14 protein-coding genes are annotated in these 21,462 nt (G+C 75.4%); 5 read left to right on the top strand and 9 right to left on the bottom strand.

The window, feature by feature from the left end:
- Positions 1-153: 153 nt before the first annotated feature.
- The 8 genes from G1H19_RS16075 to G1H19_RS16040 all read right to left on the bottom strand — a co-directional run bounded on the left by G1H19_RS16075 (position 154) and on the right by G1H19_RS16040 (position 11,933).
- On the bottom strand, positions 154-1,434 hold the full coding sequence (locus G1H19_RS16075; RefSeq protein WP_162392333.1) for an HNH endonuclease: 1,281 nt from the start codon (positions 1,432-1,434) through the stop codon (positions 154-156).
- Between the two features lie 283 nt (positions 1,435-1,717).
- A complete protein-coding gene (locus G1H19_RS16070; protein ID WP_202925767.1) occupies positions 1,718-2,230 on the bottom strand; it encodes a GNAT family N-acetyltransferase in 513 nt (170 codons plus the stop codon).
- 94 nt (positions 2,231-2,324) lie between these two features.
- Positions 2,325-4,169: a glycoside hydrolase family 3 protein gene (locus G1H19_RS16065; protein WP_152727410.1), complete on the bottom strand. Its 1,845-nt coding sequence runs from the start codon at positions 4,167-4,169 to the stop codon at positions 2,325-2,327.
- Between the two features lie 49 nt (positions 4,170-4,218).
- Positions 4,219-6,675 (bottom strand): glycoside hydrolase family 3 protein, encoded by a 2,457-nt coding sequence (locus G1H19_RS16060; protein WP_152727409.1) that lies wholly within the window; start codon positions 6,673-6,675, stop codon positions 4,219-4,221.
- Positions 6,676-6,714: 39 nt separating this feature from the next.
- Positions 6,715-7,590, bottom strand: coding sequence for an ATP-binding cassette domain-containing protein (locus tag G1H19_RS16055; protein ID WP_152727408.1), 876 nt, complete (start codon positions 7,588-7,590; stop codon positions 6,715-6,717).
- Entirely contained in the window at positions 7,587-9,419 is a 1,833-nt protein-coding gene (locus G1H19_RS16050; protein WP_202925768.1) for a dipeptide/oligopeptide/nickel ABC transporter permease/ATP-binding protein, read from the bottom strand. Before G1H19_RS16050 ends, G1H19_RS16055 begins: the two co-directional genes overlap by 4 nt.
- Positions 9,416-10,357 (bottom strand): ABC transporter permease, encoded by a 942-nt coding sequence (locus G1H19_RS24645; RefSeq protein ID WP_162392334.1) that lies wholly within the window; start codon positions 10,355-10,357, stop codon positions 9,416-9,418. Before G1H19_RS24645 ends, G1H19_RS16050 begins: the two co-directional genes overlap by 4 nt.
- 79 nt (positions 10,358-10,436) lie before the next feature.
- Positions 10,437-11,933: an ABC transporter substrate-binding protein gene (locus G1H19_RS16040; RefSeq protein ID WP_152727407.1), complete on the bottom strand. Its 1,497-nt coding sequence runs from the start codon at positions 11,931-11,933 to the stop codon at positions 10,437-10,439.
- Positions 11,934-12,082: 149 nt separating this feature from the next.
- Between G1H19_RS16040 and G1H19_RS16035 the strand changes: the two genes are divergently transcribed.
- From G1H19_RS16035 to G1H19_RS16025, 3 genes are read left to right on the top strand one after another with little or no spacing between them, the layout of a single operon-like run.
- On the top strand, positions 12,083-12,691 hold the full coding sequence (locus tag G1H19_RS16035; RefSeq protein WP_152727406.1) for a TetR/AcrR family transcriptional regulator: 609 nt from the start codon (positions 12,083-12,085) through the stop codon (positions 12,689-12,691).
- Between the two features lie 34 nt (positions 12,692-12,725).
- Positions 12,726-13,901 carry a glycoside hydrolase family 1 protein gene (locus G1H19_RS16030; RefSeq protein ID WP_152727405.1) on the top strand — a complete coding sequence of 392 codons (1,176 nt, stop codon included), beginning with the start codon at positions 12,726-12,728 and terminating at the stop codon, positions 13,899-13,901.
- 31 nt (positions 13,902-13,932) lie between these two features.
- Positions 13,933-15,408, top strand: coding sequence for a carboxylesterase/lipase family protein (locus tag G1H19_RS16025; RefSeq protein ID WP_162392335.1), 1,476 nt, complete (start codon positions 13,933-13,935; stop codon positions 15,406-15,408).
- 282 nt (positions 15,409-15,690) lie between these two features.
- Here the strand turns inward: G1H19_RS16025 and G1H19_RS22690 are convergent, their stop codons facing one another.
- Positions 15,691-15,873, bottom strand: a complete 183-nt coding sequence (locus tag G1H19_RS22690; RefSeq protein ID WP_202925769.1) for a hypothetical protein — start codon at positions 15,871-15,873, stop codon at positions 15,691-15,693.
- A 142-nt stretch (positions 15,874-16,015) separates the two neighbouring features.
- Here G1H19_RS22690 and G1H19_RS16015 point away from each other — a divergent pair, with 142 nt between their 5' ends.
- Together G1H19_RS16015 and G1H19_RS16010 are read left to right on the top strand one after the other, a co-directional pair.
- Positions 16,016-21,019: an AAA domain-containing protein gene (locus G1H19_RS16015; protein ID WP_152727403.1), complete on the top strand. Its 5,004-nt coding sequence runs from the start codon at positions 16,016-16,018 to the stop codon at positions 21,017-21,019.
- 94 nt (positions 21,020-21,113) lie between these two features.
- Entirely contained in the window at positions 21,114-21,461 is a 348-nt protein-coding gene (locus tag G1H19_RS16010) for a YciI family protein (RefSeq protein ID WP_152727402.1), read from the top strand.
- Position 21,462: the final 1 nt, after the last annotated feature.

Below are 21,462 nucleotides of genomic sequence, written 5' to 3'. Positions count from 1 at the left end.
CGGGCGCGGCGCCCGCCGGCCCAGGCCGGTGCCCGGTCCGCGCCGGCTGCGGTGGTCACGGGGTCCCAACGTAGGGCCGCGCGCGCAGCCCGGCAGCACCGCAGGGCTGCTGCGGTGCTGCCGGGCTGCGCGTGTGGCTGGTGGTGGACCGGGTCAGACGCTGAGGAGTGCCCCGGGTCTGACCCTCGGCGGTGCGCCCGGTCTGGCGAGCGGTGGCCGGTCGCCGAGGTCGGGGAGGATCTCTCTGCCGTCGGGCCGGTAGGTGTGCCAGCGGTCGCACTCGTCGCGGACGATCGTGAAGCCGTGGTGGACCTGCGTGTGGTGCCGCTCGCAGAGCAGTGCGGAGTTGTCCAGCGAGGTGGGCCCGTCGTCGATCCAGTGCACGACATGGTGCACGTCGCAGTGGTGGGCCTGCCTGCGGCAGCCGGCGAAGACGCAGTGCCGATCGCGGTGCTCCACGGCCCGGCGGATGTGCGCGGGCACGACCCGCATGCTGCGGCCGACGTCCAGGGGTGTGCTGCCGGGGCCGAACACCATCCTGATGACGGCGGAGTCGCAGGCCAGCATGCGGGTCCGGGCGGCGCTGAACCAGGCGCCGAAGCCGCTGCGCGCGACGGCCGTGTCGGGGCTGGCCCTGTCTGCTGTGGCGGGGTCCACCAGGTCCTGCAGCGGGACGGTGACCACCACGGTGGGCTTGACGGTGCGCAGGACAGGCAGCCGGCCCGAGGCGAGCTGGCCGTCGGCGATCTGCACCAGCGCGTCGCCCAGCTGCTGGGTGCGGGTCCGCGTGTCCCCGGCGGGGCGGTCGGCCTGCACGCTCGACTCGAGCGCCGCCTGGAGCTTCTCGCCGCCGACCGGGTCGAGCAGGAACCGGCCGCTGAGCCACCCGTCGGCGTGCTCGACCACGACGAGGGAGCGGTTCTCGGTGGGGTCGGGCTCGGGCCCGTCGGGGTCCAGCCCGTCCAGGTACTGCTGCACGACGCCGGCGAGGTCGACGATGCTGCCGGCAGCGGCCACTGCGGCCAGCCCGGTCTCGATCCCGGCGAGGTCGACGCCCTGGGCAGCCGCCGCGGCGAGGTTCCGCTCCGACGCGACCGGAGCGATGACCGCGACCCGGTCGGCGGTGATCCCCCCGTCGGCGAACCCGGCCGCGACCGACGGCAGGTGCGGCAGCGCCCGGCCGTTGGTCACCAGTTGGGTCGCCGCCTTGGGCGTGAGGCCGCCGCGGCCGATCAGCCAGGAGCGCATCGTCCGGGCCCCGTCGACCTCCGGCCCACCGGACACCTCGGCCTCCCGGACGGTGCGGGTCAGCTCGGCGGCCAGCTGGTTCTGCGCCCGCACCAGGGCGGCCACCCGCGCCATGACCTCCGGCCCGAACAGGGGGTGCAGGTCCTCGGCGGCGAGGGAGTCCAGCGCGGACTGCAGTGCCTCCACCGACCCCACCTCCCGTCGTGTCATTACTCGAACGTTTGTTCGAATACTACTGTGATCGAGGAGCAAGCGCAAGACGAACATGCAGCTCAGTGACCCGTCGGGCGTAGTCGCGACGCGCGGCCGGACCTCCTCGGCCGTCCTCCGTCACACCGACCGGTACTCGGGCAGGCGCCCGTCGGGCACCGACCGCCTCCAGGGCAGCGGACTGTCCCGCCGACCTCTGCACGTCCAGCGCCCACGGAGTCCGCCCCGGCATCCAGGAGCCGCCTGGCGTCCCCCGGCCTCACCGCAGCGGCAGCGGCAGCCGCATCACCACCCGCGGCCAGGCGTCCAACCCGAGCGCCGCCTCGTGCTCCCGCACCGCCCGCACCCCCGGCGTCCACTCCCCCGGGTCGAGCACCACGAAGCCGAGTCGCGCGTAGTACGGGGCGTTCCACGGCACGTCCCGGAAGGTGGTGAGCGTCAGCGCCTCCAGCCCGAGCACCCGCGCCCGGTCACCGGCCACGGCGATCAGCGCCCGGCCTCGGCCCTGCCGGCCGTGCCCCGGGTGCACGCTGAGCTGCTCCACGTGCCCCGTCCCGTCCAGCACCCCGGTGAGCACGTACCCGACCGGCTCGTCACCGGCGGCGGTCGAGACCCACAGCCGGCCGGCCCGTTGGGCCTCGGCCAGCACCGCCAGCGGCGGCGGCTCGTCGTCGGCGACGGCCGCCATGCCGAGCGGGCGGAACAGCTCGCCGGCCGCCCGCTCGACGTCCCGGAGCGTCTCGAGGTCCTCGGTGCGCGCCGGCCGGATCACCCGGCCACAACACCACAGCCGCAGGCGGTCGCGACACGCCGTGGCTGATCGGCGGGTCGCCCCGTCGGCTCCATGATCGCCGGCGCGGGGTCGCTCAGCGCGGGCTGACAGCCTCCGGGGTCAGGCCGGAGCCGTAGGGGTACAGCGGGTCGGCGGTGTCCGAGGGGACGTCGGGCCGGCTGGCGGCGATCGCGGCCGTGGACCTCGGCAGCTCGAACGGCAACCGCCCGCGTGGGGGCACCCGGCCGGTCAGCGCGTCCAGCACAGCGGCGTCGGACGCGCTGTAGTCGACGGTGAGCGCGGCCACGACCCCGGCGAACGGCGTCAGGATCGCGGGCCGGTCCAGCGTGACGTGCAGGACGACCGGCACCCGCATGGCCAGCGCGGTCACCCGGTCGACGACCTCGGCCGGGAACTCCAGCGACCCCTGGTGGAACATGAACTCCAGGAAGTAGTCGTCGCGCGGCTCGAATGGCGCGCTCAGCCGGACGACGGCCACGTCGGCGGCGTCCGGGTCGTCGACGACGAGGCCGTACCCGGCCGCGACCTCAGTGTCCACGCCCTCCACGTAGAGCCGGCGCCCTGGTGTGATCGGCAGCACGTCCGCACCCGACAGCACCGTGACGGACTGCGCCTGCGCGCGGTGACCGGCGGCTCGGGACTCCGCGCCGCCCACCACCCGCTCCGCCTCGTCCTCGTCGACGTAGGGGTCGTCGAACAGGCCCAGCCGGAACTTGACCAGCAGCAGCCGACGGACCGCCTCGTCGACCCGCTGCTCGGGGATGCGCCCGGAGTCGACCAGCTCGATCACCAGCTCCGTGCACACCTCCCCGCCGAACTGGTCGGCCCCGGCGTCGAGGACGCGCGCGACCCGGTCGGTCCGGGACAGGTGCTCCACCCCCCAGGCGCGGGCCGGGAACGGCTTGCCGAACACCTCGGCGTCGGTGACCAGCCCCCAGTCGGTGAGCACCACGCCGTCGTAGCCGAGCCGTTCGCGGAGCAGGCCGGTGACGATCTGCCGGTTGAAGCCGAAGGCGACCTCCTCGACCGGCTCGCCGTCCAGCTCGAGGCCGATCGGCATCCCGTAGTACGGCATGATCGCGCTGGTCCCGGCGGCGATCGCGGCCCGGAACGGCGCCAGGTGCTCCTCGAACCTGCCGCCCGGCCAGACCTGCTCGCGGCCGTAGGGGAAGTGCGGGTCCTCGCCGTCGAGCTGGGGGCCACCGCCGGGGAAGTGCTTGGTCGTGCAGGCGACGCCGTCGGTGCCCAACCGGTCGCCCTGCATGCCCTGCAGGTAGGCCACCACGAGCTGCGAGCTGGTCGCCGCGTCCTGCCCGAAGGTCTGCGCCTGCCGGCCCCAGCGGGGTTCGGTGGCCAGGTCGACCTGCGGGTGCAGGGCGGCCCGCAGCCCCAGTGCCAGGTACTCGCGCCGCACGACGTCGGCGAAGCGGCGGACCAGCTCGACGTCGCCGATCGCGGCCAGGCCCAGCGACTCGGGCCACTGCGACAGGGCGCCGGCCTCGAAGGAGACGCCGCTGTTCTCGGTGAAGGAGTGCCGCGGGTCGGTGGAGAGGGTCACCGGGATGCCGTGCGGGGTCTGCTCGGCCAGCTCCTGCACCGCGTTCACCCAGCGGGCCGTCTCCCGGGGCGAGGGCAGCGCGTGCACGTTCAGGTGGTTGATCAGGCGCTCGCCGACCAGCTCCCGGGTCGAGTGCGGGCTGATGCCCGCCGGGGCGTCGTGCTCACCCGGCGTGCCCACCCCGATGATCGTGTGGAACAGCAGCCCGGCCTTCTCCGGCATCGACAGCCGCGGCAGCAGGTCGGCGACCCGCTCCTCCGGCGTGCGCCGGGCGTCCTCGTAGGGGGCCATCACGCCGTCGCCGTCCAGATCGCGGAACCGGACGCCGTCCGGGGTCACCGCCGTCCGTCGCGTGCTCATCGGGTCTCCAGTCTGAGGGTAGTGCCGGGCGGCACGGCGGTGTGCCGGCTCACGGGGTGATCGTGACGGTCGTGGTCAGCGGCAGGTCGACCGCGCTGGTGCCCACCCGCAGCGAGTACGCGCCGGGCTCGTACTGCCAGCCGTCGGCCCAGTGGGCCAGGTACCGGGACGGGACGGCGACCTTCACCTGGGCGGTCTCCCCGGCCGCTACGCGCACCGGAGCCGAGCCGACCAGCCAGCGCACCGGTCGGTCGACGACGGAGCCGGGCCGCTCGGCGTACACCTGCACGACCTGCTTGCCGGGGCGCTGCCCGCGGTTGACGACCTCGACGGTCAGCGTCGCGACGGCGCCGGGCGCCACGTCGGCCGGCCCGTCGACGGCGACGAGTGCGATGTCGGTGTACCCCAGCCCGCTGCCGAACCAGTAGGCGGGCCCGGCCTCCTGCGCCAGCCAGGCGCGGTAGCCGACGTGGATGCCCTCGCGGTACTCGACGACGCCGTCCACCGGCGCGCAGGAGAGCACCGGCACGTCGGCCTCGGCGGCGGGCCAGGTCGTGGGCAGCCGGCCGCCGGGCTCGGCGACGCCGAGCAGCACGTCGGCGACCGCGTGGCCGAACTCCTGGCCACCGAACCAGCCGAGCAGCAAGGCGGCCACGTCGTCCCGCCACGGCATCAGCACCGGGGCGCCGGAGTTGACCAGCACCACGGTGCGCGGGTTGGCCGCGACGACCGCGCGGACCAGGTCGTCCTGCCGGCCGGGCAGCGCCAGGGACTCCCGGTCGTAGCCCTCGGACTCGACGATCGAGTTGGTGCCGACCACGACCAGCGCGACGTCGGCCGCGGCGGCGGCCTGCGCGGCCTCGGCGATCAGCGCGTCCTCGTCGAGGTCGGCGGGCTCGGTGCCCAGCCGCAGGGACAGCGCGTGCGCGGCCATGCCGTCGGTGGCCGTGAGCTCGTGCACCAGCCGGACGTCGACCGGTTGCCCGGCGACCAGGTGCACCGGCGCCGAGGCGGGGAGCGGGTTCATGAACGCCGCGCCCAGGTCCGGGCCGTTGGGCGCCAGGTCGGCTGCGACCAGCAGCTCGCCGTCGACGTACAGCCGGGCGGCGCCGATGAGCGCGAAGCCGAGCCGGACGGTCCCGGTCTGCGCCGGTACGAGCCGGGTGGTCAGCTCGAAGCTCGCCGCGGCGACGATCGGGACGTCCCCGCCGAAGTAGACCAGCGTGCTGCTGCGACGGTCCTCGCCGAGCAGCTCGGTGCCGTCGGCGTGCACGAAGCGGGCCCGCAGGCCCGGGCCGCCGGTGACCGGGTTGGTCAGCTGCGCCAGCGGCAGGTCGACGAGGCCCTCGTGCACCACCGCACCCAGGGACCACCCGACGTCCACGCCGGGCAGCGCCGCCCGCAGGCCCTCCAGCGGGGACACCGTGTACTCCGGCAGCACCGTGGCACTGCCGCCGCCCTGGGTGCGGGCCGCTGCGGCGTTGTCGCCGATCACCGCGACCGTGCCCAGCGTGCCGGCGTCCCAGGGCAGTTCTGCGCGGTTCGCAAGCAGCACCGTGCCCTCGGCGGCGGCCTCGCGGGCCAACGCGACGCCGTCCTCGACCCAGACCGGCTCGGTTGCCGGCGACCCGGGCAGTGCGCCGACCCGCTGGGCGAGGGTCAGGACCCGCAGCACCTTGCGGTCGACGACGGCCTCCTCGATGTCGCCGCGGCGCACCGCGTCGACGAGGGCGGCACCCCACGGACCGGCCGGCCCGGGCATCACCAGGTCTTGCGACGCGGTCGCCGACCGCAGGCTGCGCACCGCCGTCCAGTCGCTCACCACGACGCCGTCGAAGCCCCACTCGGAGTTCAGCGGCGTCTGCAGCAGGTCGTTCTCGGTGGCGGTGGTGCCGTTGACCGCGTTGTAGGCGCTCATCACCAGCCACGCCCGGGCCTCGGTGACCGCCTTCTCGAACGCCAGCAGGTAGACCTCGCGCAGGGTACGCTCGTCCGCCCGGACGTCGACGGTGAACCGGTCGGTCTCGAAGTCGTTGGCGACGTAGTGCTTGGGGGTGGCGCCCACGCCGTTGTCCTGGACGCCGGTGACGTAGGCGGCGGCCAGCTCGGCGGTGAGCACCGGGTCCTCGCTGAACGCCTCGAAGTGCCGGCCGCCCAACGGGGAGCGGTGCAGGTTGATCGTCGGTCCGAGGACCACGTCGACACCCTTGCGGCGGGCCTCCACGGCCGCAGCGGCGCCGTAGCGGCGGGCCAGGTCGGAGTCCCACGAGGAGGACAGGGCGGTGGCCGAGGGCAGGTTCAGCGAGGGGTCGCGCTCGTCCCACACCTCGCCCCGCACCCCGGAGGGCCCGTCGGAGACCAGGATGCGGCGCAGCCCGATCCTCTCGATCGGCCAGGTGTTCCAGAAGTCGCGCCCGGTCAGCAGCTGCACCTTCTCGTCCAGGGTGAGTGCGGCGAGCAGGTCGGGCAGCGGGCGCGGCTCGGTCCCGGTGGGGGCGTGGGTCATCGTCGAGGTCCTCTCGGGAGCCGGGTGGGAGGAGGGTCGTCAGGCGAGGACGCCGGCCTGTTCGTCCTGCTGTCGCTGGGTCTCGAGCAGCCGGTGCCGGTCGGCCCGCCGCTGCTCCTGTGCGACCGGCTCGGGCACGGGTGCGGCCAGCAGGAGGCGCTGCGTGTACGGGTGCTCCGGTCGGCTGGTCACCTGGTCACCGTCGCCCCACTCGACGATCTCGCCCCGGTACAGCACCGCCACCCGGTGGGAGAGATGCCGGACGACGGCGAGGTCGTGGGACACGAACAGGTAGGCCACCCCGGTGCGCTCCTGGATCTCGCGGAACAGCGCCAGCACCCGGGCCTGGGTGGAGAGGTCGAGGGCGGAGACCGGCTCGTCGCAGACGATCAGCCGCGGTTCCAGCGCCAGCGCGCGGGCGATGGCGATGCGCTGCCGCTGACCGCCGGAGAACTCCCGGGGCAACCGGTCGCCCGCGCCGGCCGGCAGGTGCACCTGGTCGAGCAGGTCACGCACGCGCCGCCCGGCGTCGGCCCGGGAGAGTGCCGCCCCGCCGGCGCGCCGGGCGGTGAGCGGCTCGGTGAGCACCTGCTCGATCGTCATCGCCGGGTTCAGCGACGAGTACGGGTCCTGGAAGACGACCTGGATCTCGGTGGCCAGGGAGCGCCGCTCGGTGCGCGACAGGTGGGCGATGTCCCGGCCGCCGTACCGGATGCTGCCGCCGGCAACCGGGGCCAGCCCCAGCACGGCCCGGCCCAGCGTCGTCTTGCCCGAGCCGGACTCCCCGACCAGGCCCACGGTCTCGCCCCGGCGGACGTCCAGCGACACCCCGTGCAGGACCCGGACGGGGGCGCCGCGCCGCCGTCCCGGGTACTCGACGACGAGGTCGTCGATGTCGAGCAGTCGCTCGGTCATGGCCGCGCCCCCTGGGTGGCGGTGGCTGTGTCGGCGGTCGTGGTCGGGTCGGTGTCGATCAGCGGTCCCCGCGCCGGGCCGTCCTCCAGGACGGCGTCGAACAGCGCGCGGGTGTACTCGTGCCGCGGGTCGGCGAACAGTGATCGGGTGGGTCCCGTCTCGACGATCCGCCCGGCGCGCATGACCGACACCCGGTCGCACAGGTCGGCCACCACGCCGAGGTCGTGCGTGACCAGCAGCACGCCCATGTCGAACTCGGCTCGCAGGTCGCGCAGCAGGTCGAGCACCTCGGCCTGCACGGTCACGTCCAGGGCGGTGGTGGGCTCGTCGGCGATCAGCAGGTCGGGGTTGCAGGAGACGGCGCCGGCGATGAGCACCCGCTGGGCCATCCCGCCCGAGATCTGGTGCGGGTAGGCGGCGTAGGTGCGCGGGGGGTCGGGGATGCCCACCCGGGTCAGCAGGGCGAGGGCCCGTTCGCGGGCCTCGGCCGCACCGATGCCCAGCGTGAGCCGTAACGGCTCGGTGAGCTGGTGGCCGATGGTGAAAGCAGGGTCGAGGTTCGACATCGGTTCCTGGGGGACGTAGGCGATCTTCGCCCCGCGCAGCGCCGTCATCTGCCGGTTCGAAGCCGACGCCAGGTCGGCGTCCTCGAACTCGATGGTGCCGCCGACGATCCGCCCACCGGGCGGGAGCAGCCGGAGGATGGACCAGGCCGTCTGCGTCTTGCCCGAGCCGGACTCCCCGATCAACCCGTGCACCTCACCGCGGCGCACCGTGAAGGAGACGTCGCGCACCACCGTCGTCACCGAGCCGTCCGGCTGGTCGTAGCCGACCGACAGGCTCTGGATGCGCAGCAGGTCGCCACCGCGGGCACCGACGGGTTCCTCGTGCACCACCACCGGTTCGGTGGCCACGGTGACCGCCGCGGCGGTGCGGCCGCGGCGTCGGCGGGGCGCCGGGCCGGCGCTGCGCTCCAGCTCGTCGCGCAGCGCGTTGCCCAGCAGCACCAGGGCGATGCAGGTGAGCCCGATCGCCGCGCTGGGCCACAGCAGCTGCAGCGGTGCGCGGTAGATGACCCCGAAAGCCGCGTTGAGCATGCCGCCCCACGAGGGCCGGCCCGGGTCGCCGAGACCGAGGAAGTCCAGGCCGGCGGAGATGGCGATGGCGATCCCGGCGATGCCCGCGGCCAGGATGATCGCCGGCGCGCGGACCACGGTGAGCACGTGCCGGGCGATGATCCGGCTGTCGGAGAGGCCGGCGACGCGGGCGGCGTCGACGTACAGCTCGTGCCGCACCCCGGACACGGCCGCCGCGACCACCCGGTAGAACGCCGGTGCGATCAGCACGCCGAAGACAGCCATGGCACCGACCATCGAGGGGCCGAGCACCGACCGGACGGCGAGCAGCACCACGACCGCGTTCAGCGACATGATCAGGCTGGCCACCCAGGATGCGACGGACTCGAACCGCCGCCCGTGGTAGCCGGCGATCAGGCCGGCGCTGATCCCGAGGGCAGCCGCGACCACCACCGTGGTCGCCGCGCCGGTCAGGCTGACCCGGGAGGCGAACAGCAGCCGGGACAGGATGTCGCGGCCGGAGGAGTCGGCGCCCAGCGGGTAGGCCCCGCCGGGCGGGGCCAGTACGTCCCGGGCCGAGGCGGTGGCCGGGTCGTGCGGCGCGAGCAGCGGGGCCAGGACCGCCGCCAGCACGATCAGCACCAGCCAGACCAGGGCCACGACCCCGGTCGGGTTCCGCACCAGGCGCCGCAGCAGGGGCACCCGGGCGGTGCTGACGGCGGGGGTCGGACCGAGGGGCAGGGCGGCGGTCACGCGCGACGCACCTTCGGGTTCAGCCAGCCCTGCAGCAGGTCGACGACGAGGTTCACCACGACGACCAGCAGGCTGACGGCGATCACCAGGCCCAGCACCAGCGGGATGTCGCCCTGACTGGTGGCACCCACGGCCACCTGGCCGAGACCGGGGATGGCGAAGATCGTCTCGACGAAGATGGCCCCGCCGATCAGGGCGATGAACTGGACGGCCAGCACCGACAGGGCCGGTCCGGCGGCGTTGCGCAGCACGTGCTCGTACACCACCCGCGACTCCGGCAGGCCGCGGCTGCGCAGCGTCCGCACCCAGTCCTGGCGCAGCGCGTCGAGCATCGCGCCGCGGACCTGCTGGGTCACGCTGGCGATGCTGCCGATCGACAGTGCCAGGACCGGCAGGGTGATGGCCGCGAGCCAGCCGCCCGCGGAGTCGCTCAGGCTGGTGTACCCGGTGGGCTCGAACCAGCCGAGGTCGATGGCGAAGACCAGGACCAACCCGATCGCGACCAGGAACCCCGGGACGGCGGTGCCGAGCACCGACGCCAGCTGCACGACCCGGTCGACCCAGCCACCGCGCTGGGCCGCCAGCACACCCAGCAGCACGGCGATCACCGCGGTGACCAGCGTTGCGCCGATGACCAGCGACAGGGTCACCGCTGTCCGGCTGGTGATGGCGTCGACCACCGGCTGACCGCTGAACCAGGACGTCCCGAGGTCACCGCGCACCGCACCGGAGAGCCAGTGGCCGAACTGGCTGAGCAGCGGCTGGTCCAGCCCCAGCTGCTGGTTCTTGAACTGCACCGTCTCCGCCGAGGCGGTCTGGCCGAGGATCCGACGGCCGATGTCGCCGCCGGCGGCGTGGAGCAGGAAGAACGTCGCGACGGCGATGACCACGACGAGGACGACACCGGCGGCCAGCCGTCGGAGGACGAAGCGGAGCACGGGAACTCCTCGGACACGAGAGGTGGGATGGAGGGGGCGGGTGAGCCGCCGGAGGTGCCGGCGACCCACCCGGGCCGGGTCAGGACGCCGGCGTGATGTTCTGTAGGAGGGGGTACGCGTTGTCGGCCTGCTGCACGACCTCGATGTCCTTGCTGGCGGCGAAGTTGCCCTCGTTCCGGTAGAAGGGCACGAACCAGGCTTGCTGAACCACGTACTCGTTCAGCTTCTTCGCCGCCGCGTCCGCGTCGGCCTCCGAACCCGACTGGATGGTCGACACCAGGCCCTGAACGGTCGGGTCCGCCTGGTGGAACACGTTCCAGGTCGCGCCCTGGGTGATCGAGAAGTTGGCCGTCTGCCAGGCGGTCGGGTCCTGCTGCAGGATGAAGAACGCCGCCGGGTACTTGGCGGCCAGGATGTCCCCGATGGCGCTGTTCAGCGGCACAGGCGTGTAGTCGACCGTGATGCCGACGTCGCTCAGGTACTGCGCGACCAGGTCGTAGACGGTGGTCGACCCGATCTGGATCTGCGGCATCGACACGCTGAACCCACCGGCGAGCCCGGCGTCGGCGAGCAGCTTCCTCGCGGCCGGCGGGTCGTAGTCGTACGTGTCGTCCAGCGACTCGTCGAAGGCCGGGGTCCCCGGGCCGAACACCTGGCCGGTCACGGTGCCCGCACCGTCGTTGGCCGCCTCGAGGATCGCCTCGCGGTCGATGGCGTGTGCGATCGCCTGGCGGACCCGGACGTCGGCGAGCTGGGGGGCCAGCTGCCCGCTGCGGTCGAACAGGACGAGGCCGGCCCAGTCCAGCTCGTGCGGGACCAGCGTGAACCCGGCCGCCTCGACCTGGTCGTTGGCGGTGTTGTCCAGCAGGTTGGCGCCGTCGATCTGGCCACCCTGCAGGGCGTTGACCTCGGTCTGGATGGTGGCGTAGACGTTGACGGTCAGGGTGTCGAAGTGCTGCTCCTCCGGCGCCCAGTAGTCGGGGTTCTTGGTGTACACGTACGTGGAGCCGACCACGGTCTTGTCCTGGTCCAGCACGTAGGGGCCGGAACCGACGGGGTTGGTCTGCTCGTCGGGGGCACCGAAGGCCTTCGGGCTCCCCTGGGCGCCGGCGGCCTGCGCGAGGTAGAGCAGCATGGCGGGGTCTGGCTGGGACAGCGTGATGGTCAGCGTCGTCGGGTCGGTCGCGACGGCGTCGGACACGTTGGCGAGGTTCGCTGCGCTGGAGGAGGTGCCGGCCTTGAAGCGCAGGACGTTCTGCGCCGCGACGGAGGCGTCGAACTTCGTGCCGTCGGTGAACACGACGTCGTCGCGCAGCTTCATGGTCAGCACGGTCTTGCTGTCGTCGTAGGACCACGAGGTGGCCAGCCAGGGCTGCACCTGCGCGTCCGGGGTCTCCCGCAGCAGGCTGTCGTAGACGGCCTGGGTGTAGATGGACTCGTTGGCCCAGAAGGCGTTCGCCGCCGACAGCGACGTCGGGGGCACGATCGCGCCCAGCCGCAGGTTGCCGCCGGAGCTGCTGCTGTCGCTGCTCCCCCCGCCACAGGCGGTCAGGGCCAGGGAGAGCGCGACGGCCATGGCTGCGATGCCAGACCTCTTCCTTGTGAACACGAGGTTCCTCCACGCCGGATCGCACCCCCCGACGGGGTGACGTCCGGCACAACGTAGACCGAAAACCTACCGAGCGCTAGGTTTGTTTTCAGGACCGGTCGGGCTACCGTGCCGTCATGACAGCGACCGCGCCCAGGGCTCGGGGCGAGTACGCGAAGAGCGCCGCACGACGCCTGCAGATCCTCACCGCCGCCGTCGAGGTCTTCTCCGCCTCGGGCTTCCACCGGGGCTCGCTGCGCGACGTGGCGGAGCGGACCGGGCTCAGCCAGGCAGGCGTGCTGCACCACTTCTCGAGCAAGAGCGAGCTGGTCGCTGCGGTGCTGACCTGGCGGGACGAACAGGCGGAAGGCCGCTTCCACGACGCGCTCAGCGGCGTGCAGTGGATCCGCGCGCTGGTCGACCTGGTCGAGTCCAACCAGCGGGAGTCGCCTCAGCTGGCCGAGATGTACGCGCTGCTCTCGAGCGAGGCCACGTCCCCGGAGCACCCGGTGCACGAGTACTTCACCCAGCGTTACGTCTGGGTGGTGGCCAACGCCCGCGAGGCCCTGGAGCGGGCTGCCCAGGTCGGCCACCTGCGTCCCGGTGTCGACCCGGCGAGTGCTGCCCGCACGCTCATCGCGCTGATGGACGGCCTGCAGGTCCAGTGGCTCTACGACCGCGGCGGCGTCGACATGGCCGCCGACTTCCACCGTTACGCCCAGTCCCTGTTCACCGTCGACCTGTGACCGGCGAGCCGCGCCCACGCCCACGGAGGCACTGATGTCCCGTCTCACCTTCCCCGACGGCTTCGTCTGGGGAGCAGCGACCTCGTCGCACCAGATCGAGGGCGGCAACGTCAACAACGACTGGTGGGCCCGCGAGCACGCCCCCGACGCGTACACGATCGAGCCCAGCGGCGATGCCTGCGACAGCTACCACCGCTACCCCGAGGACGTCGCCATCGTGGCCGACCTCGGGCTGGGCTCCTACCGGTTCAGCCTGGAGTGGAGCCGGATCGAACCCGCGGACGGCGAGTTCTCCCGGGCCGCGCGCGACCACTACCGGCGGATGGTCGACACCTGCCTGCAGGCCGGCGTCGTGCCCAACGTCAGCCTCAACCACTTCACCGTGCCGCGCTGGTTCGACGAGGGCGGAGGGTGGACGGCGCAGGACGCGGCCGACCGCTTCGCCCGGTTCACCGAGTTCGTCGAGCCCGTGGTGGCGCGGGACGTGCCCTGGGTGTGCACGATCAACGAGCCGAACATCACCGCGTGCTTCGCCAACCTGGCCGCCGACACCACCTTCGGTGGCGTCGGGCTGCCGGCTCCCGACCTGCGGATCGCCGACGGCCTGACCGCGGCCCACCACCGGGCGGTGGAGATCGTCCGCTCCTGGGGCGGTCCGCGGGTGGGCTGGGCGGTGGCCACGCAGGCGTACGACGCGCTGCCCGGCTGCGAGGAGCAGACCGCCCGGTACGCCGAGCCGCGCGAGACCCGCTTCCTGCACGAGGCCACCGGCGACGACTGGCTGGGCATCCAGGCCTACACGCGCACCTTCGTCGGCCCGGACGGCCCCCTCCCGGTGGCCGAGGGCGTCGAGACGACGCTCACCGGGTGGGAGTACTTCCCCGACGCGGTCGGCGTCGGCCTGCGCACCGCAGCCCGTGAGGTGCCGGGGGTGCCCCTGCTGGTCACCGAGAACGGCATCGCCACGGCCGACGACGAGCGACGCCGCGCGTACACCGAGGGAGCGCTCCGGTCCGTGCACGCCGCGGTCACCGACGGGATCGACGTCCTGGGCTACTACCACTGGAGCCTGCTGGACAACTTCGAGTGGGTCGCCGGGTACCGGCCTACGTTCGGCCTGGTCGCCGTCGACCGCAGCACCTTCACCCGCACCGTCAAGCCCAGTGCCCGGTGGCTCGGCGGTGTCGCCCGGGCCAACGCGCTCGGCTGATCCGGGACCAGCACCCATGAGACGAGGACCGATGAGCACCACGACCGACCGGCACGTCGTCGGCGAGACCTCCCGCGGGGCCGTGCGTGGCGCCTGGCGGGAGGGGTCGGCGGCGTTCCTGGGCATCCCGTTCGCCGAGCCGCCGTTCGGTGACCTGCGTCTGCTCGCCCCGGTCCGCCGGGCGCCGTGGCCAGGTGTGCGGGACGCTCTCGTACACGCCCCCACCCCGCAGCGGCGCGCCCTGGCGGAGGTCACGACGATCCCGGAGCCGAGCATCCCGGGCGAGGACGTGCTGACGGTGGACGTGTTCACCCCGCAGCCGTCCGGGACGGACCTGCTGCCGGTACTGGTCTACGTGCACGGCGGGGGCTTCGTCGCCGGGTCACCCGCCAGCCCCTGGTACGACGGTGCCGCCTTCAACCGGGACGGCGTCGTCACCGTCACCGTGTCCTACCGGCTTGGCTTCGAGGGCTTCGGCTGGGTGCCCGACGCGCCGGCCAACCGCGGCGTGCTCGACTGGCTGCTCGCCCTGGAGTGGGTGCGCGAGGAGATCAGCGCCTTCGGCGGCGACCCCCGGCGGGTCACCATCGCCGGGCAGTCGGCCGGCGGCGGGGCGGTGCTGACCCTGCTCACCCTGCCCCGCGCCCGCGGGCTGTTCGCCCGGGCCCTGTGCATGTCCGGATCACCCGGCGACGTGCCGCTCGCTGCCGCGCAGGCCACCACCGGTGCCCTGGCCGCCCGGCTCGGGGTGCCGGCCGACCGGGCGGGGATCTGCGCGGTAGCCGAGGCCGACCTCATCGAGGCGACGGACTGGGTCCAGCCACCTCCCGACCCGTCCCTGGACGACCTGCTGGGCGGCATGCGGGCGATGGCCGGGGGCCGGTCGCTGGGCCCGGTCGTCGACGGCGACCTGGTGCCGTGGACGGTGTCCGAGGGCCTGCGGGTCGGCGCCGGCTCGGACGTACCGCTGCTGATGGGCTCCACGCGCGGGGAGTTCAGCCGGGTGCCGCTGCTGTTCCGGCGGCTCTTCGACGATGCCACCGTGCCCGGGGTGCTCGACCGGCTGGGGCTGCCGCCCGAGCTGGCCGCGCGGTACGCCGCGGCGCTGCCCGGCAGCCACCCGGCCGAGGTGGTCGGGCAGTACATCAGCGACGCGGTCTTCCGGCGGCGCGTCGTCGAGTGGGCGGCGCTGCGCCGGGGTGCGGCACCGACGTGGGTGTACGACTTCGCCTGGCCGTCGACGGTCAGCGGGATCGCCGAGCACTGCCTCGACGTGCCCTTCGCCTTCGACCTGCTCGACGACCCCGACGTGACCCGGGTGGCCGGCCCGGACGCGCCGCAGTCGCTCGCCGACGCCGTGCACGGGGCCGTCGTCGCCTTCGCCACCGACGGCGACCCGGGCTGGCCCTCGTGCTCGGGCGACACGGAGCCGGTCATGGTCTTCGACGCGGTCAGCGGGACGGCGCCCGGCCGGTACGACTCCGCGCGGGTGCTGGCGGCACGCTGACGCGCCGGCGCCCCCGAGGTCAGCGGGAGGCGGTGAGCCTGCCTACCGGTCGCCCACCGTGCGCAGCCGCGCCCAGGCCGGCCCGTCGAGCTGCACCGCCATCCCCGGGGCGCCCGATCGACAGGCGCATCACCACCCGTGGCCACGCGTCCAGCCCGAGCGCGACCTCGTGCGCCCGGATCCTTCGCAGACCCGGGTCAGCTCCTCTGGCGAGAGCAGCACGAACTCGAGCTGGGGCGTGATGGGGGGCGTTCCACGGCACGTCCCGGAAGGTGGTGAGCGTCAGCGCGTCCAGCCCGCGCGCCCGCGCCCGGTCATCGGCGGCGGCGAGCAGCGCCCGGCCGCGGCCCTGCCGGCCGTGCCGTCGGCGACGGTCGTCATGCCGAGCGGACGGAACAGCTCGCCGGCCGCCCGCTCGACGTCCCGCAGTGTCTCGAGGTCGCCCTCACGCGCCGGCCGGATCACCGGGCCACCCCACCACGACCGGCAGCACGACCGGGACGTCGCTGGCAACCCGGGAGCCACCACCCGCCCCGGCTCCCCCACCCGTCACGCGCGACACGCCCGCCTCCCGGACCGGCCCCGAGTGCGCAGGTAGACAGGACACATGCGGGATGTCGGCGGCCACCGGGCCCGTCCGGCGCAGGACACCCGGATCGAGGTCCGGGTCGACGTCGTCCCCGTGCTGAGCCGGGCGCTGGCCCGCCGGGCCGTCCCGCTGGTGCCCCGGCTGGTGCTGACCGCGACCACGGCGGTGTCCGCGGCCCGCGTGCGGCTGGCGGTCCGGGACGTCGACGGCCCGCTGGGCACCCCGGTGGAGCGCACCCTCGACCTGCCCGCCGGCACCCCGGTCGTGCTGCACGACCTCGACCTGCGCCTGGACGACGCCGCGCTCGCCCGGGACGACGCCGCCGTGCGCCCCGGCGTGCTCGACGTGCGGGTCACGGCCGACGGGCTCGACCCGGTGCGCAGCACCACCGCCCTGTCGGTGCTCGGCCCGGCCCAGTGGCAGGCCGCCCCGGTGCCGCTGGCGCACGAACTGCTGGCCGGGCACGTGCAGCCCGGCAGCCCCGCGATCGCCGCGCTGGTCGGCGCCGCGACCGACCTGCTGGCCGCGCGGACCGGCAGCGGCACCCTGCCCGTCGACCTCGTCGGCGGCGCCGCGGGCGGGCGGGCCAGCCCCGCCCGGGTCGACCAGACGGCGGCCGCGCTGGTCGAGGCGCTGCGCCGCCGGGCCGTGCGGCTGCTCCCCGCGCCGGCCGGCTGGGCGGACAGCCCGCAGACCGTGCGCACACCGACCCAGGTGCTGGACGAGCGGGCCGGCAGCGCCCTGGACCTGGCGCTGGTGCTCGCTGCCGCGCTGGAGCACGCCGGGCTGCGGCCGCTGGTCTGGCTGACCGGGGCGCACGCGTTCGTCGGCTACTGGCGCACCGCGCGCAGCCCGGAGAGCGCGGTGACCACCCGGGTGGAGGAGCTGGCCGCGCTGGTCGAGGACGGCAGCGTGCACCTGGTCGAGCCGACGCTGCTGGCCGCCGGCGCCGGGCCCGCGACCTTCGGCGACCTGCACCGCACCCCGCAGGCCGCGTGGCTCTCCGGCGACCTGACCGGCGTCGTCGCGGTCGTCGACGTGCACCGCGCCCGCCTCGACGGCGCCGTCCCCCTCCCCCTCCCTACCGCCGCAGCACCCACCCGAGCGGCCATTCCCGCGGAAGTGGCCGCTCCTGGCCTGGGGCGCCTGCGGACGGACGCGGTGGACGCCGGCGACCTCGACGAGCTGGCCGCGCGGCTGCCGCTGCCGGCCGACGCCGGCCAGCTGGCCGCGATCGCCGACGCGCTCGCCGGCCGCTCCCTGGTGCTGGACGGCGCCCCGGGCACCGGCCGGACGCAGACCGTCGTCGACCTGGTGGCCCGCGCGGTGGCCGACGGGCAGCGGGTGCTGGTGCTGGCCGGGCCGCCGTCGCTGCCGCTGCTGGCCACCCGGCTGGACGACGTGGGCCTGGCCCCGTTCACCGCCGACCTGCGCGCCGAGCCGTCCACCGTGCGGGCCCGGCTGCGCGCGGCGCTGCGCGACTGCACCGAGGACGACGAGCTGCCCGCACCGGTGACCGACGACCCCGCGCTGACCACCGCGCGGCAGGCGCTGGCCGACCACGCCCGGCGGGTGCACGGGCCGAACCGGGCGGGCCTGTCGCTGTACGCCGCGCACGCCGGACTGCTGCGCGCCGACCCCGGCCGGCCGGCCCTGCCGGTGCCCGGCAGCGTCGTGGCGCACACCACCGAGCGCACCGTGGAGGCGATGCGCCGGGCGCTGACCGAGCTGCCGCCGCTGGCCGCGGCGACCGGCCCCCGCCCGGGCCACCCGTGGGGCTTCGTGGACCGCCCGCGCGCCGACCTGCTCGCCGTGCACGGCGCGGTCCTCGCCGTGGACCGGGCGGTGGACGGGCTGCTCGCGGCGCTGCCGGCCGAGGACACCGAGCCCTCCACCGGTGCGCTCGTGGAGGCGCTCGGCGCGGCGCGCACGCCCGACGACGTCGAGGCCGTGGCGGTGCTGCTCGACGGCCCGGTGGTCTCTGCCGACGAGCTGGACCGGACCCGGACGCCGGCGTGGGAGACCGCCGCGGTCGCGCTGCTGCACCAGGTGGCCGGGTTCGTGACCAGCGCCCAGCCGGCCCTGGAGATCGCCCGGCCGGCCGTGCTGGACCTGCCGCTGGCCGAGCTCGCCGCCGAGGCGGACACGGCGGCGGCGTCCCGGTTCGGCCGGGGCCGGCGGCTCGCCGCGGTGCTCGACCGGTTGGCCCCGGCGCTGCACCCCGGGGTCGCGGTGGCCCCGGCGGAGCTGCCGGTGCTGCTGGCCGGGCTGCTGGACCGGCAGGAGGCCGCCCGCGCGCTGGCCCGCCGGGCCGGCGCGCTGCCCGGGCTGCAGGTGCCCGAGGAGTGGAACCCGCTCACCGACCGCCGGCTGGTCGAGCGCCAGCTGGTGCGGCTGCGCCGGCTGGCGGTGGCCACGACCGGGCCGGAGGAGCCCGCGCGCGCCGCGCTGCGCCGGCTGGTCGCGGCCCGGCCACAGCCGGACCCGGTGGTCGCCGCGGCCGTCACCGGCCTGCGGGACGCCGTCGCCGGGCTCGTGCCGGCCTGCCAGACCACGGTCGCGGACCTTGCCGCGTGGGCCGGGGACGACGGCCTGCTCGGCCGCTGGACCGCGACCCGGGACGAGCGGGCGGTCGACGCCGTCGGGCTGCCGTCGCTGCACGCCTGGATGGCGCTGCTGCGCCGGCTGGAGCTGCTGCACGCCGCCGGGTTGGACGACGCCCGGACCGCCCTGCTGCGCGGTGACGTGCCGGCCGGCGACGCGCTCGCCGCCTTCGACCACGGCCTGGCCGCGACCTCGGTGGCCGAGACCTCCGTGACCGCGACCTCCGTGACCGCGACCTCCGTGACCGCGACCTCCGTGACCGCGACCTCCGTGACCGAGCGCCGGCCGGCCGGGCGCACCGACGCGGACCCGCCGGCCGACGCGTTCATCCAGGCCGCCGCAGCGGCCCGGGCCGCGCTGGCCACCGCCCTGCCCGCGCAGGCGCGCGCCGTCCGGCGGGCGGCGTGGCTGGCGTCGGGCCGGGAGGCACCGCAGATGGCCGGCGGCGTGCTCACCGAGCGGGGCGACCTCACCCACCTGCTCACCCAGGACGCCGGCCTGCTGCTGGCCACCCTGCCCTGCGTGCTCGCCGACCCGGCCACCGCCGCCCGGCTGCTGCCGCCGACGCCCGGCCTGTTCGACCTGGTGATCGTGGACGACGCCGACCTGCTGCCCGCCGCCACCGCCGACCTGCTGACCCGGGCACGCACCGCCGTCCTGACCGCCACCGGGCCTGACTCGTCCGGGCCCACGTCACCTGGGACCGCCGACCTGGCGGCGGCCGGCCGGGCCGCCGGGCTGCCGAGCCGGGCGCTGACCTGGCAGCACCGGGCCCGGGACGAGGCACTGGCCGCGCTGGGCGGTGCCGGCCCGCGGCTCGCCGCCGCGCCCGCGCCGCTGCCCTCGGCGGTCACGCTGCTGCGCGTGCCGGGCACCTTCACCCGCACCGGCACCTGGCCCGGCGCCAACCCGGTGGAGGCCCGCGCGGTGGTGGCCGAGCTGCGCCGCCGGATCGACGGCGCCCGCGGCACCGCCGGCCACGCCACGGTGCCGTCGGTCGCGGTGATCACGCTGCACCGTCAGCAGCAGCTGCTGATCGACGGGCTGCTGCGCGGCGCCGGGAACGCCCGCGTCGCCGCGGCCGTGCAGCACCCGGACGGCGTCGTCGTCGTGCACGTGGACGACGCGGCGGGGCTGGAGCGCGACGTCGTCCTGCTGTCGCTGGGCTGCTCCGCCGACGACGAGGGCGGCGTGCCGCTGGACCTGGGCCCGGTGGGCCGGGCCGGGGGCGAGCGGGCCGTGGACCGGGCGGTCAGCCGGGCCCGAGAGCAGCTCCTGGTCGTGGCGTCCTTCGACCCGGCGCAGCTGCAGGCCGGGCACACCGCCCTGGCCGGGGTGCGCCGGCTGCGCCGGTTCCTCGACCTCGCCGGTGCCGCCGGGCCGGCCACCGGGCCACCGGCCCCGGTCGCCGCCGCCGACCCGCACCGGGACGACGTGGCCGGCGCGCTGCGCGACCGCGGCCTGGTCGTGTCCACCGGCGTGGGCGGGTCGCCGTTCCGGCTCGACCTGACCGTCGCCCGACCCGGTGGGCCGCCGGTGCTGGCCGTGCTGCTGGACGGCCCCGGCTGGGCCGCGCGCGGCACGGCCGGTGACCGGGACGAGCTGCCGGTGCGCGCGCTGCTCCGGGCGGGCTGGCCGGCGGTCGAGCGGGTCTGGCTGCCGTCCTGGCTGGCCGACCGGGCCGCCGTCGTGGAGCGGCTGGTGTCCGCCGCGGAGGCCGCGGTGGCACCCGCGCCGCCCGAGCCGGTGCCGGCACCGATGACCCTGCCGCCGGTCCCGGCCCGGGTGCCCGCGCCCGCCCGGCCGGCGGCGACCGCACCCGGTGAGCCGGCCGTGCGGGTGACCGCCCGCCCCACCGTCGCCCCGACGACGATGCCCGGGGAGGTGCTGTTCCGGCCCTGGACCCCGGAGCGGGCCGGTGAGCCGCGGCAGCTGCGCCGGCTGGGTGACGCCGACGTCGCCGAGCAGGTGCGGGCGGTGCTGCGGGCCGGGGTCGACGCCGAGGGCCCGGTGCACCGGGAGCGGCTGGCGCAGCTGGCCGCGGGGGCCTTCGGCGTGCCCCGGGTGCCCGAGCGGCTGCAGGAGGACCTGCTCGCGCTGCTGGACGACGGCTCGGTGTTCCACTGGCCGCCGGGGCTGGACCGCGGGTCGTGGACCGGGTTCCGCCGGCACGCCGGCCCCGGCGACCGGCTGCTGGAACACGTCAGCCCCGACGAGGTGGGCAACGCGATGGTGGCGCTGTGCGGGGTGGGCGCCGGGATGACCCGCGACGAGCTGTTCGCCCGCACCCTGGCCGTGTTCGGGCACCCACGCCGGCACCCGGTGCTGGTGCCGTTCCTGGAGTTGGGGCTGGCCGCGGCGGTGCGCGCCGAGCGGGTGGTCCGGCCGGCGGCCGGCCTGCTGATCCGCGCCGCCTGAGAACCTCTGCGGCACGACTGTCGATCCGGCCGCCCCCCGAACGTAGGCGGGGGTGAGCCGGCGCCGCGCCGGTGCCCGACCGAGAGGAACCGTCATGCCCCAGTACCTGCTCAGCGTGGTCACCCCCAGCGAGGGCGGCGAGCCCCCCACACCGGACGAGCTGACCGCGATCATGGCCCGCGTGGACACCCTGCAGACCCGGATGCGCGAGTCCGGCCAGTGGGTGTTCTCCGGCGGGCTCGCCGCGCCGTCCACCGCCACCGTGCTGCGCCCGTCCGGGGACGACGTGCTGATGACCGACGGCCCGTTCGCCGAGGGCCGCGAGTACCTGGGCGGGTTCACCGTCGTCGACTGCCCCGACCTGGACGCCGCGCTGGACTGGGCGCGGGAGACCACGCGGGCGATCGGGCTGCCGATCGAGGTCCGCCCCTTCGTGTGGTGAC

It is taken from the genome of Goekera deserti, assembly GCF_010685995.1.
Classification (GTDB): Bacteria; Actinomycetota; Actinomycetes; order Mycobacteriales; family Geodermatophilaceae; genus Goekera; species Goekera deserti.
This window is presented reverse-complemented; position numbering and strand designations above follow the sequence as displayed.

Bases quoted from the DNA above. Each gene is read 5' to 3' on its own strand.
- G1H19_RS16055 (WP_152727408.1), bottom strand. From the start codon at position 7,590: ATGACCGAGCGACTGCTCGACATCGACGACCTCGTCGTCGAGTACCCG.
- G1H19_RS16010 (WP_152727402.1), top strand. From the start codon at position 21,114: ATGCCCCAGTACCTGCTCAGCGTGGTCACCCCCAGCGAGGGCGGCGAG.
- G1H19_RS16035 (WP_152727406.1), top strand. From the start codon at position 12,083: ATGACAGCGACCGCGCCCAGGGCTCGGGGCGAGTACGCGAAGAGCGCC.
- G1H19_RS16060 (WP_152727409.1), bottom strand. From the start codon at position 6,675: ATGACCCACGCCCCCACCGGGACCGAGCCGCGCCCGCTGCCCGACCTG.
- G1H19_RS16015 (WP_152727403.1), top strand. From the start codon at position 16,016: ATGCGGGATGTCGGCGGCCACCGGGCCCGTCCGGCGCAGGACACCCGG.
- G1H19_RS16065 (WP_152727410.1), bottom strand. From the start codon at position 4,169: ATGAGCACGCGACGGACGGCGGTGACCCCGGACGGCGTCCGGTTCCGC.
- G1H19_RS16030 (WP_152727405.1), top strand. From the start codon at position 12,726: ATGTCCCGTCTCACCTTCCCCGACGGCTTCGTCTGGGGAGCAGCGACC.
- G1H19_RS16040 (WP_152727407.1), bottom strand. From the start codon at position 11,933: ATGGCCGTCGCGCTCTCCCTGGCCCTGACCGCCTGTGGCGGGGGGAGC.
- G1H19_RS16025 (WP_162392335.1), top strand. From the start codon at position 13,933: ATGAGCACCACGACCGACCGGCACGTCGTCGGCGAGACCTCCCGCGGG.